This is a genomic window from Kribbella qitaiheensis, from assembly GCF_014217565.1.
Lineage (GTDB): Bacteria > Actinomycetota > Actinomycetes > Propionibacteriales > Kribbellaceae > Kribbella > Kribbella qitaiheensis_A.
In genome coordinates, this window is sequence record NZ_CP043661.1 from 4,367,263 (window position 1) to 4,382,987 (window position 15,725).

Consider the following 15,725-nt stretch of genomic DNA (forward strand, 5'->3'; position numbering starts at 1 on the left):
CCATTTCGAGCAGCAAACCGAAGGAGATCGCCGTGGGCGAGAAGATGAACGCCGTGACCGACGCCGAGTTCGAGGGCACGGTGCTGAAGAGCGACAAGCCCGTACTGGTGGACTTCTGGGCCGAGTGGTGTGGCCCGTGCCGTCAGGTCTCCCCGATCCTGGAGGAGCTGGCCGGCGAGCACAGCGACAAGCTCACCTTCCTGAAGATGAACGTGGACGAGAACCCGGTCACCCCGAGCAACTACCGCGTCACCGGTATCCCTACCATCAATGTCTACGTGAACGGTGAGCTGGCCAAGTCCATCGTGGGAGCGAAGCCGAAGGCAGCGCTGCTCAAGGAACTGGCCGCCTTCACGAGCTGAATCAGCTCAGTACCGGCTGACGCAGTACAGCTTGAGTGCCCGGCCCGGAGGGGTCTGGGCACTTTCCGCCGCACGGCAGCAAGGAGCACTGATGGCCGGGAACTCGTTGGATGGCCCGCATGGCGCCAGGATCTACCGGATCGGCGACAGCGGGGACGCGGTCGCCGAGATCATCGGCAAACTGCAGCGGCTCGGGCTGCTGCAGCCCGGTGATCACTACGTGTACGACGAAGCGACCGCTCAGGCCGTCCGGGGGTTCCAGCAGGCTCGCGGACTGATGATCGACGGGATCGTCGGTCCGCAGACGTATCGCGCGATCGACGACGCCCGTTGGCGGCTGGGCGACCGGCTGCTGACGTACGTCGTCTCGCACCCGCTCACCGGCGACGACGTGGCCAGTCTGCAGTCGAAACTGCAGGAGCTCGGCTTCGCCGTCGCCCGGATCGACGGGATCTTCGGACCGGACACCCAGCGCGCGGTGACCGAGTTCCAGCGCAACATGGGCCTGCCGTCCGACGGCACCTGCGGCCCGTCCACCTTCAAGGCCCTGCAGCGGATCCGCCCGATGGCGACCGGTGGCCGGCCGGATGCGCTGCGCGCTTCCGAGGCGGTTCGGGCGGCTGGTCCGCGGCTGTCCGGGAAGACCGTCGTGATCGATCCTGGCCATGGTGGTTTCGACTACGGCTGGGAAGGCCTCGGGCTGCGCGAGTCGGACGTGGCCTACGACCTCGCCTCGCGGATCGAGGGTCGCCTCGGCGCCACCGGCGTACGGGCTTACCTGTCCCGCGGCCGGGATCAGGGCCCGGATGAGCTGGCCCGGGCGGCGTTCGCCAACGAGACGGACGCGAACCTCTGCGTCTCCCTGCACACCGACGGGTCGATGAACCCGGCTGCGCAGGGCGTGGCGACCTATTACTACGGCGCCGACCTGCATGGCGCTTCGTCCAGCGTCGGCGAGCAGTTCGCCGGCCTGGTCCAGCGCGAGGTCGTCGCCCGTACCGATCTGCTGAACTGCCGGACGCATGCCAAGACCTGGGACCTGCTGCGGCGGACCAAGATGCCCGCCGTACGGCTCGAGATCGGCTACGTGACGAACCCGCACGATTCGTCGCGGCTGGCGGACCCGGACTTCCGGGACGTCGTGGCCGAGGCGATCGTGGTCGCGATCCAGCGGGTGTACCTCCCGCCGGAGCAGGACGCCGCGACCGGAATGCTCCGTTTCGGCCAACTCACCGTCTAGGCCTGCCAATAACCCACCGCTCCGCTATGGTTTTGGTTAGAAACCAACCTGGGGTGGTGTCGCTGTGATCCGAGTACTGAGCACTCTGGCTCTACTGGCCACGCTTGTCACTGGCAGCGTGGCCAGTACTGCGTCCGCCGCGATCTCCACGCCGGCCGCCGAAGTCGGCCGTCTGGTCGCGCTGACCGATCAGCAGTACGAGAACGGCCCGGCGGCGCGAATCCGGTTGATGGATCCCGCGGTCTACGACTGGAACACCGCGGCCGCCCAGAAATGGTCCTGGTCCCCCACCAGCGCCAACGGGTTCAGCGGACTCACCAGCCTGTGGGGTCTCCCGAGCGATGTGAAGCTGAGGATGGACCGCGCGGGTGCCTATGTGGCGGTCGTCGCGGATTCGCGTGGGCTGGCCGGGTTGATCACCTACCCAGGTGGACAGCGGATCTGGGCGGCGAACGTCGGTGCGGCCAACAACCCGCACAGCGTCGAGTTGCTCCCCGACGGCAACGTCGCGGTGGCCGCGAGCTCGGGCGGCTTCGTCCGCGTCTACACGGCTTCCCAGGGCTCGGCGTCGACCAAGTCGGTCAGCTACTCGCTGCCGGATGCGCACGGCGTGCAATGGGATCCGGTCCGGCAGGTGCTCTGGGTGCTGGGCGGGAATCGCCTGGCTGCGTTGAAGATCAACGGCACCGCGGCCGCGCCCACGCTCGCGGAGTCGCTCGTGGTCACGCTGCCCACCAGTGGCGGACACGACCTCACGCCGGTGCTGGAGAACCATGACCGGTTGTGGATCTCCACCGGGTCGAAGGTCTACCAGTTCAGCAAGTCCGCCGGTGCGATCGTCAGCACCGAGAACGTCGGCGCGATCAAGAGCGTGAACAGCATGCCGAACGCTCAGCAGGTTCGCACCACTCCGAAGGCCGGCTGCAAGACCACCTGGTGCACCGACACGGTGAACTTCGCAGTACCGGCGGCGACGCGGACCTTGAGCGGTGCACAGATCTACAAGGCCCGCGTCTGGAGCTCCCGGTACGAGTAGGAGTCAGTCCTTTTCGAGGGCGATCTTCGGTAGTACGCGTTCCAGGCTGCGCGGTAGCCACCAAGCGCGGGTGCCGAGCAGCCGCAGTACGGCGGGAACTATCACGCAGCGGATCAGGAGCGCGTCCAGCAGTACGGCGACCGCGAGGCCAAGTCCGAACTGCTTCAGCATCCGATCCGGGCTGAGCAGGAACGCGCCGAAGACGACGATCATGATCGCGGCCGCCGCCGTGATCACGCTGCCGGTGTGCGCAAGCCCTTCCCGTACTGCGTTCTGCGCGTCCCCGGTACGCCGCCACTCCTCATGGATGCGGGAGACCAGGAACACCTCGTAGTCCATCGAGAGGCCGAACACGATGGCGAAGATCATCACCGGGACGAACGCCTCGATCGGACCCGGCTGGGCACCGAACCAGCCCTGCTGGAACACCAGCGTGATCACGCCGAGCGAAGCGCCGATGCTGAGCAGGTTGAGCAGAGCCGCCTTCAACGGGATCAGCACCGACCGGAACACAGCCATCAGCAGGAGCGCCGAGAGGCCGACCACGACCAGTACGAAGATCGGCAGCCGCTTGCTCACCGCACCGGCGAAGTCGTCCGCCGCGGCCGTCGCTCCACCGACGAGGTAGGTGGCCTTGGTCTGCGTCTCCAGCGCGGGCAACGTGGTGTCCCGGAGCCGCTGAACGAGCTCGCTGGTCGCCTTGTCCTGCGGCGCGGACCTGGGGAACGCCATCACGGTGGCGACCTTGCCATCGGGCATCAACTGCGGCGGAGTGACCGCGGCGATCCCGGGATCCGCGGCCAGCGTCCGGCCGAGCGCGTTCGCGGCTGCCTGGTCACCTTCGGAGACTACGATCAGCGGTCCGTTGAAGCCGGGGCCGAATCCCTTGGCCAGCAGGTCGTACGCCTTCCGGCTGGTCTTGGCCGGGTCGTCGGTGCCCGAGTCGGCGAACCCGAGTCGCATGTCGAGCGCCGGCAGGCAGAGTGCTACCAACGCAACGGTTCCCAGTACGAGCGGAATCCACGGACCGCGTTGCACCAGCGTCGCCAGCTTCCGCCAGCCATCACCGGGAGTGCGTCGCGACTTGGCGGCGTGCTTGCGGACACTGCGCTCGATCCGCTTGCCGAACAGGGTGAGTAGCGCGGGCAACAGAGTCACCGTGGCCAGCATCGTCATCAGGACCGTGAGGGTGACGCCGAGCGCAACGCCTTGCAGGGAACCGAGTCCGAGAGCCAGCAGGCCGAGCAGCGCGATGACGACAGTGCAGCCTGCGAACATCACCGAACGACCGGCTGTGTCGAGTGCCTTGCGGCCGGCTTCGGCGCGATCGGCGCCTTGCAGGAGTTCGCTGCGGTAGCGGGAGAAGATCAGGAGCGCATAGTCGATGCCGACGCCCAGGCCGACCAGCATCATCACCGGCGCCGTGTAGGACGGCACTGTGAACAAGCGCGACGCCAGGACGAGCAGGCCGAGGGTGCTGCCGACGGCGAAGACGGCGGTCAGCAGTGGCAGGCTCGCGGCGAGCAGGGAGCCGAAGAGGAAGACGAGAATCACCAGCGCTGCAAGGATTCCCACGCCTTCGGACGCGCCGCCGCTGCTTTCCTGAGCACCACGAACGAGGTCGCCACCGAGTTCGACCTGGAGGCCGTCCTTCGCGATCTCCTGCGACTTGTGGATGATCGCGCGGACGTCCTCGGCCGGCATGTCGGCCGCCGCGACATCGAGCGCGACGGTGGCGTACGCCGTTCTGCCGTCCTGCGACACGGATCCCTGGCTGGTGAAGGGATTCGCGACGCCCGCGACGTGGGGGAGCTTGCCGATCACGGTCAGCATCTCGCCGATCCGGGCGCGCTGGGGCGACAGGCCGTCGGCGTCGTACAGGACGATCTGGATCGAGTCGGTCGAGGCCTTCGGCTGGTGTTCGCGGAAGGTGTCGATCACCTGCTGGGAATCCGTGCCGGGGAGCGAGTTGTCGTTGCGGTACTCGCTGCCGACGAGCGTGGAGCCGACCGTGACGGCTACGAGCGCGAGCACCCACAGGAACACGGCCAGTCCGGCTCGGCGCATGGCCCAGCCGGATACCCGGTGCAGCAGGCCGCCAGGTGGCTCCTGGTCCGACGCCGGTCGTTGGGTGGTGGTCTGCACGCTCATCGAGATCCCCTGAAGTTTACCTGTCTACATGTAGCCTTTCTACATGTTGTCTCCCGACGATAGCAGCTCGATGAGTAGACTGGCTACATACTGTTTTGGTAGCTTGGCTCCATGAAGGCTGACGCGCTGCGGGGCCACCTCGACCCGATGATCCTGGCCGTGGTCGAGCACGAGCCGCTGCATGGCTACGCGGTCATGGAGGCGCTGCTCGAACGCAGCGGCGGCGAGCTCGATCTCCCCACGGGCACGCTCTATCCGGCCCTTCGACGGCTGGAGCGCGCCGGCTATCTGGCCAGCGAGTGGAGCACGGTCGGTGGGCGCAAGCGGCGTACGTACCAGCTCACCTCGGCCGGGCAGAAGATGCTCGCGACCGGAAAGACCGAGTGGGACGCCTTTCGCACCGTAGTAGAGGGCGTACTACGGCCTCGCACCAACTGACCTCGCTGTTCGCGGATTCGCCGTCAGGCGAGGCAGAGGCGGTGCGCCGCTGGTTAGACGAGGCGGAGGCAGCGGTGCGCTGATCGGCCGACGAAGGCGAGCGGGAGCAGGACGAAACCGATCGCGACTGCGAGTCCGCCTGGCCCGGAGTGCTCGGCCAGTGCGCTCAAGGCCGCCATTGCGATAGCGATCATGCTCACCGCGCCGCTGCTCACCAGGCCGAAGACCGCCGTCGACCTGGTCGCATGGTCGCGGACGGCCGGGTAGCGCAGGCCGATCCCCGAGGCGAGCAGAGCCAGCACGGCTCCGGCGATCGACAGCATCCCGATCGCTCTCACCAGTTCGCCGAGGAACGCCGTGAGCGCCGTCGGCGATCCGCTGTCCTGGTTCCAGGACCAGACGCCTTCTTGCCAGACGATCGGCTGGATGAGCATCACCAGGCACAAGGCCAACGCCGTACGACGTCCTTGCGCGATCCCGAGCTCGGCGCGGTAGCCAGGCACCACCTCGTCGAGCTCACCGAAGTCCGCGACGGCCTGCTGCTCCGCATCCGCGCGGTCGAGCCCGTCGGCCTCGAAGGCTTCGGTCGCGTCCTCGAGGCCGTCCCGGGCCTCGGCCATCAGGTCGGCACGGCGCCTGCGCGGTCCACTCAGGGCGCGGTTCAGCTCGGTCAGGTAGGTCTCGACCGGGCTGACTCCTGTACTGGGCACGGCTACCAGTATGGGTTGGCGCCGGCCGAATCACGTCGGGGTCTCCACTGAACTGTCCCTGACTCAGGCGCGTACCTGGGCCCGCCTGCGATGACGGAGTACGAAGAAGCCGACGTACGAGATCACCAGCAGTGCGAATCCGACCTTCTCCGCCACCCAGGTGTAACCGGCCGGGTAGATGGTGCCGTCGACGTAGTGCTGGATGAAGCCTCCGTCGTACGGCTGCTCACCGCCGCGCCGGCGGAACTCCTTCTCCAGCGCGGTCACCGGGCAGCCGAAGTCGAGGATGACGATGCTGAGGTTCCAGACGCCGACGAACAGATGCGCCCAGATCACCCGTCGCCAGCGCCAGGCGAGGAAGCCGCCGATCAGGAAGAAGACCAGCAGCGCCCCGTGCACCACCATCACCAGGTCAGCGAGGAAGCGGTACACCGTGCCCGGCCTACTTCAGTGGCTCGCGGCTGAGCCCGTCGCGCACGGTCACCGGCGCGGGCGGCGAATGCTCCGGCCGGATAGCGCCCATCAACCGCTCGACCGCGGCCGCCGTCTCGCTGCGCCACGTCACCGTCGACCGCAGATCGAGCCGCAACCGGGGATTGCGCGGATGCTCCCGTACGACGCCGAAGCCCACCGCGCGCAGGAATTCGGTCGGCCAGACGCATCCCGGTCCGTCCCAGCGTGAGTCGCCGAACGCCTCTACCGCGCGGAATCCCCGCTTGAGTACGTCCTTCGCGACCGCCTGGACCAGGATCTTGCCGAAGCCCATCCCGAGATAGCGCGGCTGCACCCGGCCGGTCGCGAGCACGATGGCGTCCGGGCTGACCGGGGCGGTGGGGAACGCCTGGATCCTCGGGAGATACGCGGCCGGCGCGTAGACGGCGTACCCCGCGGGGTCGTCGTCGACGTACAGGACGACGCCGGCTGTGCCCCAGTCGAGCAGCAGTTGGGAGAGCCAGGCCTCCTTCTCGAGGCCGGTGCCACCGGTGCGGCCGGCCTGGCGGGCGGCGACCGGGTCCAGCTCCCAGAAGACGCAGACACGACAGGCCGCCGGCAGCTCGCCGAGGTTGTCGAGCGTCAGGGGTTCCAGCCGGCGGGCCATCAGGACATCCGGGCCGTCATCGCGCAGCCGGGGCCGGTGTCCTGGCGTCAGGTGTCCGGGCCGCCTCCGGAGCGACATATCTCTGCTGCACCTTGGCGGCCGGTTGCCGTCGGAACAGCTCACCGGCGAACCCGGCCAGTACGCCGAGTAGTAGCCCTCCGAGGGTCCAGCCGAACGTCTTGCCCACGCTCATCCCGATCCTGCCTTCCGCAGCACTCCAGGTGTGCCGGGGCCGGGCGGCCGTCTCAGCTACCAGTCGGCAGCATGGTCGAACGTGCCCCTATAAGGCATGGTAGTGAGAGGTAGCGCCGATCGGCAGCCCGGGCACCCGACACGCTCGGCTACTTCGGCGTAATCTGGACCCTTCCCCTCGAGTCCGCCTTGGAGCCCCACCGTGAGTGCTGACCTGCCCGACGTCCGGCAGACCCGTCTCGACAACTACGTCGACCGGTACGCGGCACGGACCAAGGGCATGACCGCATCGGAGATCCGGGCGCTCTTCTCGGTCGCCAGCCGGCCCGAGGTCGTCTCACTGGCCGGTGGGATGCCGAACATCGCCGGTCTGCCGCTCGACGTGGTCGGCAGCGCCGTCCGCGATCTGGTCATCGACCACGGCGCGACAGCGATGCAGTACGGCTCAGGTCAGGGCGATCCGACGCTTCGCGAGCAGATCTGCGACGTGATGCGGATCGAGGGGATCGACGCGCACCCCGACGACGTGGTCATCACGGTCGGCAGCCAGCAGGCGGTTGACCTGGTCACCCGGGTGTTCTGCGACCCGGGCGACGTGGTGATCTGCGAGGCCCCGTCGTACGTCGGCGCGCTGGGCGTGTTCCGCGCGTACCAGTGCGAGGTCGTGCACGTCGCGATGGACGACGACGGCGTCCAGCCCGAAGCCCTGGAGCAGGCGATCGCCGCGGTCCGGGCGGCCGGCAAGAAGATCAAGTTCTTCTACACAATCCCCAACTTCCACAACCCGGCCGGGATCTCGTTGTCGGCCGAGCGGCGCAAGAAGGTGCTGGAGATCTGTCAGAAGGCGGATCTGCTGGTGCTCGAGGACAACCCGTACGGCCTGCTCGGCTTCGACGGCGATCCGATGCGCGCGCTCCGGGCCGACGACCGCGAAGGGGTCATCTACCTCGGGTCGTTCTCGAAGACGTTCGCTCCGGGTTTCCGGGTCGGCTGGGTGGCGGCGCCGCACGCAGTACGAGAGAAACTCGTGCTGGCGCAGGAGTCGGCGACGTTGTGTCCGCCGGTCTTCAGCCAGCTGGCAATCTCGTCCTATCTGTCCCGGCACGACTGGATGGGGCAGGTGAAGCAGTTCCGGGAGATGTATCGCGAGCGTCGCGACGCGATGCTCGCCGCACTCACCGACAAGATGCCTGCGGCAACGACCTGGACGAAACCCGGTGGCGGGTTCTACGTCTGGCTGACGTTGCCGGCCGGCCTCGATGCCAAAGCGATGCTCCCGAGAGCGGTCACCGCCCGGGTGGCGTATGTGCCCGGAACCGCCTTCTTCGCGGACGGTTTCGGCTCCCAGTGCATGCGGCTCTCGTACTGTCATCCGACTCCGGAGCGCATCACCGAAGGTGTCGCCCGGTTGTCCGCGGTGATCAACGAGGAGCTCGAGCTCCGGCAGACCTTCGGTCCGCTGCCGGCCGGTCACGGCCACGACTACGACGCCCCGGGACCGGAGCTGAGCTGATGCCGTGCGCGCAAAGGTTGCGCATGGATCTTCGGGCGGCTCCGCGGTCCACCGACGGGTAGCGGTACCGTTCGAATGGGCCTCGGGACCGGCGCCCCGCCGGAGTCGCCCACGAGTGATCGGGAAAGTTCTATGAGTGATCTGGGTCGAGTGCTGGTACTTGCCGGTGGGCTGTCGCACGAACGCGACGTCTCGCTGCGCTCCGGCCGCCGGGTGGCCGAAGCCCTGCGCAGCGTTGGCGTGGAGGTCGAGCAGCGAGATGTCGACGCGAGCCTGGTCGACCGGCTGCGCAACGATCCACCCGACGCTGTCTTCCCGGTCCTGCACGGCGTCACCGGTGAGGACGGCGCTCTCCGCCAGGTCCTCGACCTGTACGGCGTTCCGTACGTCGGCGCCGACGCGGCTGCTTGCCGGACCGCCTTCGACAAGCCGGTCGCGAGCACGATGGTCGGTGCGGCCGGTCTGCACACGCCGTCGTCGATCGTGCTCGGCCATGACACCTTCCGCGAGCTCGGTGCCGCCGCGCTGATGGAGGCCGTGGTCGCCCAGATCGGTCTTCCTCTGGTGGTGAAGCCGGCTCGTGGCGGTTCCGCCCTCGGCGCGTCGATCGTGCGAGCGGTCGAGGATCTGCCGTCCGCGATGGTGAACAGCTACGCCTACGGACCGGTCGCGTTGATCGAGCGGTACATCGTGGGCACCGAGGTAGCAGTGACGGTGGTCGACACCGGCGACGGGCCGCGTCCGTTGCCCGCCGTGGAGATCCAGCCGGACTCCGGCTTCTACGACTACGAGGCCCGCTACACCGCTGGAGCCACGCAGTTCATCGTGCCGGCCCCGGCTCGGCCCCGCAGTCGCCAAGGCTTGCGCGGACGCGGCGATCACTGCTCATCGAGCCCTTGGTCTGCGCGACCTTTCGCGATCAGACCTCGTCGTGGACGCTGAAGGCGTGCCGTGGTTCCTCGAGGTGAACGTGGCACCCGGGATGACCGAGACCTCCCTCGTACCGATCGCCGCCGAGGCAGCCGGCATCGAGCTAGGCGTACTCTGCCGCGACCTGTTGGCCGCCGCAGCAGCACGTTGAGGTACTGATGCCTGTCGCCCCCACCACCGAACCCGAGCCAACAGCCCCCGCCACCTCGGCGGCCCCTGTTGCCCCCGCGCGGTCGTTGTGGCGAACAATCCTCACCCCACGCTGGCTCGGCCTACTCGCTCTCGCCCTCGCGATCGCGGCCGTGATGTCCGTCCTCGGCGTCTGGCAACTAGACGTCTACCACTCAAAAACAGCAGCCAAAACCGCCGAACGCACAGCGGCCGCCCCGGTCTCCCTACAGTCCCTGTTCTCCATCGACGCCGGCCTCCCCTCAAAAGCAGTAGGCCGCCGAATAACAGTCACCGGCACCTGGGCCGCCGCCTCAGACCAGCTCTACATCTCCCACCGCCCCCGCAACAACCAAAACGGCTTCTGGGTAGTAACCCCCCTACTCCTGGACCCCACCCCCGGCAGCAGCTCGACCGAAGCTGCCTCGAGTGGCGCCACCTCCTCCGGTGCGGTGATGGTGGTTCGCGGTTGGGTCCCCACCGCCTCGGAAGCCGCCGCAAAGCCTCCATCCGGCCGGGTAGAACTGACCGGCACGATCACCGCCTCCGAAGCCCAAGACGCCTCAGGCGACGCGACCAAGGGCCGCATCCTCCAGTCCCTGCGGATCCCGACCATCGTCCACCTGGTCAACTACCGCGTCTACGACGCCTTCGTAGTGATGTCCTCCGCGACCCCGGCCCCCACCGCCGACGCCCCCGCCATCGTCCTGGCCCCTTCCCCGCCAACGGACCACGCCGGCCTCCGCAACGTCGCCTATGCCTTCCAATGGTGGGTCTTCGCCGCCTTCACCCTCTGGATGTACACCCGCATGCTCCGCGACACCCACCAGACCCCCACCACCACCTAGCCCCCTCCCCCGGCGCTCCCCGGCGACTCAGTCCGCACGGGCCAAGTCCGCGCAGTTCCGCCCGGCAAGCTCACGGCCGCGTGAACTGAGTCCGACCAGTTCCACCCGACCAACTCAGGCCACCCGGGCTCAGTCCGACCACTCCGCCCGACAAGCTCAGCCGCGTGGATCGAATCCGACCAACCCCACCCGACCAACTCGGGATCAGTCCGACCAGTCCGCCCAAACAACTCAGGGCCGCACGGAGTCCGAACGGTTCCGCCCAACCGACTCAGCCGCGTGGAGTCCGACCGGTTCCGCCCAACCAGCCCAGAGCCGCGAGGATTGGGTCCGTTCACGTCAGCTCCATCAACCCAAGGCTGCGCGGGGGCGATGCCCGACCGGCTCTGCTGATGGACTCGACCTCGAGCGACTCGACCCAATGATGTGCCCACGGCCGCCCCTCTCCCACCGCGCGCCGCCGCTCAACTTCCCTCGGCCAACCGACCCGGTCCTTCCCCCCACCCGATGAGTCCGGGTCCGGAGTCTGCCGCCAGCCCGGTCCACCACCTCACCTCCCGTCCGAGTCGATCTGGTCTCCCGAGAAACTCGAGGCCACGCTCCGGGTGCTGGAACCCTCCGGCGTCCGGGAGTTGGTGCAGCCCGACATGGTCACGATCAGCCAGGCAGCCACTCCATCCCCGCCCGCACACTCCGCCAACCGCGCGCCGCCACGCCCGACCCCGCCTGACCGACCTGGACTGAGCAGCCAGCGAGTCATCCAGTGCTACGGCCACGGCGGCAGATCTCGCCCGCCCCCGGCTCACCGACTGGGGCGGGGTTGGTGCGGTGGTGGCTAGCGGTACCTTTTCAAAGTGACCTCCCCCGTAGACCCCGCCAGCCCCGCCGGCACTTCAAGCACCAGCACCGGCACCACGCCCGCCATCTCACCGGCGACCCGCAGCGCTCTGACCCGCTACCGAGTCATCGCCTACATCGTCGGCGTCATGCTGCTGGTCCTGCTCTTCGTGGCAATGCCACTCAAGTACCTCGGCGACAACCCGTCGGCGATGAACGTGGTCGGCCCGCTGCACGGCTTCCTCTACATGGTCTACCTGCTAGCGACCTTTGACCTCTTCCGCCGAGTCCGCTGGAGCTTCCCCCGCCTGGTCCTCATCGCCCTGGCCGGCACCATCCCCTTCCTCTCGTTCTACGCCGAACGCAAGACAACTCACGAACTAATCCCTTCCTGACCCACCCCGAACCACCCCACCTCGGCCGATGTTTCACATGAAACATCGGCCGATTCGTCTCTAAATCCCTTTGTCGACAAATCCCTACCGTCGCTGGATAGGCGCGATCCCCCGCAAGCAATCCGCCCATATCCCCCAGCTGACCCCCAAAGCGGAAGGTCAGGCAGACATGGGAGGACTGCGGAAAGACGCGGATTGCGCGGCACCGAGAACGCGGGAGGTGGGAACCGGGCGCCGGCAGGCCATGTTCGGCCGATACCCCAGGCTGTCGATGGGCCGAGGAGCGGGGCAAGTGGTGGATCGCCGCGGCGATCAGTGGAAGCGCCGAGGCTGAGCGGGGTGGAAGCGTGAGCGGAAAGCCGGGAGGCCGGAAGCAGAAAGTTGCGCTCGGGAGCGGGAACTCGGCTGGGGCGGAGCGCGGCCAGCGGGCAGCCCGAGCCGGACCGGGTGGCCGGGGCCGGGGCCCGGTGCCGGATCCAAGCAGGGTGCGGGATCCGAGTGCAGTTCCGGGAGACGGGGGCGGGCGCGAGATCCAAGCACGGGCGCGGGATCCGGGGGGTACACGATGTCGCCGGCCGGCGCCGCGCCCGCCGGGTGCGGGAGACCGGGAGCGGGTGGCCGGGTCCGGGCACGGATCCGGCAGGAGGCGGATGCGGGCGACCGGGGCGGGCGCAGGATCCGGGCGCGGTGCACACGCGAGTGCCGGGTATGGGTGCGGGAGCCGACGGCGGGGCCGGTGCCGGGCGCGGGATCGAAGCACGGGTGCGCCGGTATAGGTGCGGGAGCCCGGGGCGGGGCCGGTGCCGGGCGCGGGATCGAAGCACGGGTGCGCCGGTATAGGTGCGGGAGCCCGGGGCGGGGCCGGTGCCGGGCGCGGGATCGAAGCACGGGTGCTGGAATGGGCGTGGGAGCCGGAGCGGCGGGCCGGTGCCGGGTGCGGGATCGAAGTACGGGTGCGGGATCCGGGTACGGGAGACCTGGAGCGGCAGGCCAGGCGCCGATCCGGCTGCAGGAGGCCGGCAGCGGAAGCCGGATGCGGGAGGCCGGGGTCGGGAGGCGGATGCAGGTTGGCCGCAAGCGGGTCCCGTGAACCGCGAGTCGGCGATGGACGGCGGAGAGGCGGACGGGAGGCGGGCCGAGAGGCATCGCTGTCGGGCAGCGGCACTGGTCACACCCGCTCGAACAGGTCGGATGCTGTGATCACCACATTGCTCAGCCCGAGATGAGAGGCGGAAGCGGGAAACCGGGAGCCGGAAGCGGGTGGGGCGAAGCCGAATCCGGAAGTGGTTGGAGAGCTGGCAAGTGAGGGGCCGGGGATCGGGGCGGCGGGGCGACGAGGGACGGCCTTGGGGCAGAACGTTGGGCCGAGTCGGTAGCGGTCGTGAGTCGGGCGGTTGTAGGAGGTGACTGGGGTCAGGCTGAGCCGATGACTTCAATCTCTAGGCGTGCGCCGAAGAGGCTGATCTGCCGACGGTCGACCGTTGTCAGGCCGGCGCTCTTGGCTTCCGTCACGCGTCTATCCGCGAAGGTGCGAAGAACGAGTGCGCGACCGTCGGGCCGGAGTACTCGCCGAAGCTCGTGCCAGAACCGAGCCGGGTGGCGCTTCCGCGAGCCTGTCGCTCTTACCTGCCGATCCCATGGTGGGTTGGTGCTGGCTCAGTCCACCGACGTGGCGGCCAGCGACAATGGGCCGGCGTCCGCAGCCACCCACCTGGTCCTCGTGCCGGCTTGGCTGTCGATGAGGAGATCGCGTGGGTATGTGACTGTCGAGCGGCGAGTTGTCGTCCGGGGCTGGCTGCTTGGAGGTTGTTGGCCAGGGGAAGTTCAGCGGCTTCGTGTTCGCCTGCCACTGGTGGCTCAGGTTGCGTAGGGTCCCGGTCGCGCGGTCGAGGTCTGTGTCGAGGTGGAGACACGGGTCCGTTCGCGTGACGCCCCACATTTCGCGAGCTTCGGCGTATGGCGCTGCGCGCTCTGCCTCGGCTGCTTTGTGGCTGACGCCGCTGAGGGATTCGCTCATGCCGATGCTGTTCCGCGCCTTCAGGATCCGAACGCTGCGGGCCTTGGCATCGTGGCGCTTCTTTCCCGCTGTTTTGCTCCATGCTTTCGAAGACCGCACCGACCGCGATGCACTCGAAGACGCCGTCGGGCATTCCTAGTTCGCGCTCGACGACGGCGTGGGCGAGATCGTGAGGCACTCAATGCTTGCGCGACTAGGAGAGCAAGGTGAGTTCCGCGCCGTTTGCCCTTCGGATCAAAGTGAGGCACTCGCCACCGCGCGGGTCATGCACGAACGTCAGTCGCGTACGTCCACCCTGACTCCTCCCCTTCCTCACCCCCCAATTTTCGGCAGGCGCCAACCGGCCACCCGACCCGTTTCACGTGAAACTCGACCCATCCGCGCGGGTGCGGCGAAGCATCTGGCGTTGTCGTATTTGTCGAACGTCTAGTGGCTTCCCCGGCTCCGCTTTGCCGCCGTTCCCCCCGGAGACCGCCATCCCTCCCCCGGACACAGTCGGTCCGCGCGTGCTGCGAAGGCAGTGTGGTCCGGCAGTCTCACTGAATGCTCGCATCCGCACCCGCGCGTCCGAGCGGCGGATCTGTCTGCGCTCGTTGGCGGATCTAGATGGGTGGGCGCTGGCGCATCCGCCAGCGGTCCTACCCGCGAGACGAACGCAGCGCAGATCTGCCTGCCCGGCGCGCCGCTGCCGGGCGCCCCCTCGCGTCGCGGCTTCCCAGCGCGGCTTGCCGGCGCCACTACCGGCGCCACTATCCGGCTTCCCGGCGCGGCTTCCAGGTGCGGTTGTCGGCGCGGTTGTCGGCGCGGTTGTCCGGCGCTCCCAGCAGGAGCCCTCTGCCGGAGTCCTCGCCCCGGGCCCTCTCCCGGTGCCCCTTGCCCGCACCGTGGCCCCGACCGTTTGCGAGCTTTTCATGCGTGTCGCCAACGCGTGGGCATGTTTCACGTGGAACAGGATGGCGATGTGCATCGAGAGCAGCTAACACCGTGCACGGCCGGGCACGAGGCCCGTTGCTGGTCAACTTGTGCTGCTTAGCGCACACTGGACGCTCCTCTGCTATTGGCCCGAGTTGGCTTAGGAGGCCGCTCACAGAACTATTCGAGCATCTGCACTCGCGTACCGCCGACTCTCGCCGCCGGGCAGCCACTGGCGACAACCCACGCATATCGCGTCGGCGAGGTGCTGCGGCCAGCGGCGGACGCTTCGTTCTCCGGTAGCCGCACCGGTGATGCCCGCACGGTCGTGAGTGCACTCCGGCTGTCGGGACGGATCGCACGTGGGCGCTGGCTCGCCGAGGGTTGGGTTGGATCGCGCGGGCGGCCTATGGCCGGCGGATGCGGAGTGCGGGCCTCCCAGGTACGAGGTGCCAGGTACTGCCGCACGAGCAGTGCCGAGGGCGATGCCGAGTGCCTAGTGCGGCGCGCGGGTGCGGCGCCGGGCGCGGGGTGCGCGGTGCCGGGCGCGGGGTGCGCGGTGCCGGGCGCGGGGTGCAAGTGCGCGGTAGCGGGCGCGCGGTATCCCGGGCGCGGGGCGCGGTGCCGGGTGCGGGGCGCGGTGCCGGGTGCGGGGGTGCCCGGTGCGCCGTGTCGGGTGCGGCTTCGGCGTGCGGGGTGCGAACGAGAGCCCGTGGTCTGGCCCATGGGGGGTTCGCGGCTGCGTGATCCGGCTTGTGGGGGGTTCGCGGCCAGTCGGCACCTGACGGGATGCGAGGCACGAGACGTGCGGGGCAGGCGCGGTGCGGCGCGGATGGGCGGGTGCGCGGTGCGGATGCGGTGCGGATGGGCGGCTGCG

General features: G+C 68.6%; 13 protein-coding genes and 1 pseudogene. 9 read left to right on the forward strand and 5 right to left on the reverse strand.

Annotation, left to right across the window (positions count from 1 at the left end; genetic code table 11):
- Window positions 1-44 precede the first annotated feature (44 nt).
- From trxA to F1D05_RS20595, 3 genes are all read left to right on the forward strand, one after another.
- The gene (trxA, locus tag F1D05_RS20585; protein WP_428995034.1) at window positions 45-362 is read left to right on the forward strand and encodes a thioredoxin; all 318 of its coding nucleotides are present in this window, start codon (window positions 45-47) and stop codon (window positions 360-362) included.
- A 91-nt stretch (window positions 363-453) separates the two neighbouring features.
- On the forward strand, window positions 454-1,602 hold the full coding sequence (locus tag F1D05_RS20590) for an N-acetylmuramoyl-L-alanine amidase (RefSeq protein WP_185441797.1): 1,149 nt from the start codon (window positions 454-456) through the stop codon (window positions 1,600-1,602).
- 64 nt (window positions 1,603-1,666) lie between these two features.
- Window positions 1,667-2,638: a DUF6528 family protein gene (locus F1D05_RS20595; RefSeq protein ID WP_185441798.1), complete on the forward strand. Its 972-nt coding sequence runs from the start codon at window positions 1,667-1,669 to the stop codon at window positions 2,636-2,638.
- Window positions 2,639-2,641: 3 nt separating this feature from the next.
- Here F1D05_RS20595 and F1D05_RS20600 read toward each other — a convergent pair whose 3' ends face one another.
- Window positions 2,642-4,789 carry an MMPL family transporter gene (locus tag F1D05_RS20600; protein WP_185441799.1) on the reverse strand — a complete coding sequence of 716 codons (2,148 nt, stop codon included), beginning with the start codon at window positions 4,787-4,789 and terminating at the stop codon, window positions 2,642-2,644.
- A 111-nt stretch (window positions 4,790-4,900) separates the two neighbouring features.
- On the opposite strand from F1D05_RS20600, the gene F1D05_RS20605 reads away from it, so the two are divergent.
- Window positions 4,901-5,227, forward strand: a complete 327-nt coding sequence (locus tag F1D05_RS20605; RefSeq protein WP_185441800.1) for a PadR family transcriptional regulator — start codon at window positions 4,901-4,903, stop codon at window positions 5,225-5,227.
- 53 nt (window positions 5,228-5,280) lie between these two features.
- Here F1D05_RS20605 and F1D05_RS20610 read toward each other — a convergent pair whose 3' ends face one another.
- The 4 genes from F1D05_RS20610 to F1D05_RS20625 all read right to left on the reverse strand — a co-directional run bounded on the left by F1D05_RS20610 (window position 5,281) and on the right by F1D05_RS20625 (window position 7,229).
- The gene (locus F1D05_RS20610; RefSeq protein WP_246485809.1) at window positions 5,281-5,937 is read right to left on the reverse strand and encodes a permease prefix domain 1-containing protein; all 657 of its coding nucleotides are present in this window, start codon (window positions 5,935-5,937) and stop codon (window positions 5,281-5,283) included.
- Between the two features lie 63 nt (window positions 5,938-6,000).
- Window positions 6,001-6,369, reverse strand: coding sequence for a DUF2784 domain-containing protein (locus F1D05_RS20615; RefSeq protein ID WP_246485810.1), 369 nt, complete (start codon window positions 6,367-6,369; stop codon window positions 6,001-6,003).
- 10 nt (window positions 6,370-6,379) lie between these two features.
- The gene (locus tag F1D05_RS20620; RefSeq protein ID WP_185441801.1) at window positions 6,380-7,036 is read right to left on the reverse strand and encodes a GNAT family N-acetyltransferase; all 657 of its coding nucleotides are present in this window, start codon (window positions 7,034-7,036) and stop codon (window positions 6,380-6,382) included.
- A gap of 16 nt (window positions 7,037-7,052) precedes the next feature.
- Window positions 7,053-7,229, reverse strand: a complete 177-nt coding sequence (locus tag F1D05_RS20625; RefSeq protein ID WP_185441802.1) for a hypothetical protein — start codon at window positions 7,227-7,229, stop codon at window positions 7,053-7,055.
- A gap of 201 nt (window positions 7,230-7,430) precedes the next feature.
- Between F1D05_RS20625 and F1D05_RS20630 the strand changes: the two genes are divergently transcribed.
- From F1D05_RS20630 to F1D05_RS20650, 5 genes and pseudogenes are all read left to right on the forward strand, one after another.
- Window positions 7,431-8,741, forward strand: a complete 1,311-nt coding sequence (locus F1D05_RS20630; protein ID WP_185441803.1) for a PLP-dependent aminotransferase family protein — start codon at window positions 7,431-7,433, stop codon at window positions 8,739-8,741.
- A 132-nt stretch (window positions 8,742-8,873) separates the two neighbouring features.
- Window positions 8,874-9,822 (forward strand): annotated as a pseudogene (locus F1D05_RS20635) (D-alanine--D-alanine ligase family protein).
- Between the two features lie 7 nt (window positions 9,823-9,829).
- A complete protein-coding gene (locus F1D05_RS20640; protein WP_185441804.1) occupies window positions 9,830-10,687 on the forward strand; it encodes an SURF1 family protein in 858 nt (285 codons plus the stop codon).
- A gap of 854 nt (window positions 10,688-11,541) precedes the next feature.
- Complete coding sequence (locus F1D05_RS20645; protein WP_185441805.1) at window positions 11,542-11,919, forward strand: DUF3817 domain-containing protein; 378 nt, start codon at window positions 11,542-11,544, stop codon at window positions 11,917-11,919.
- 2,015 nt (window positions 11,920-13,934) lie between these two features.
- A complete protein-coding gene (locus F1D05_RS20650; RefSeq protein WP_185441806.1) occupies window positions 13,935-14,075 on the forward strand; it encodes a hypothetical protein in 141 nt (46 codons plus the stop codon).
- The last annotated feature ends 1,650 nt before the right edge of the window (window positions 14,076-15,725 follow it).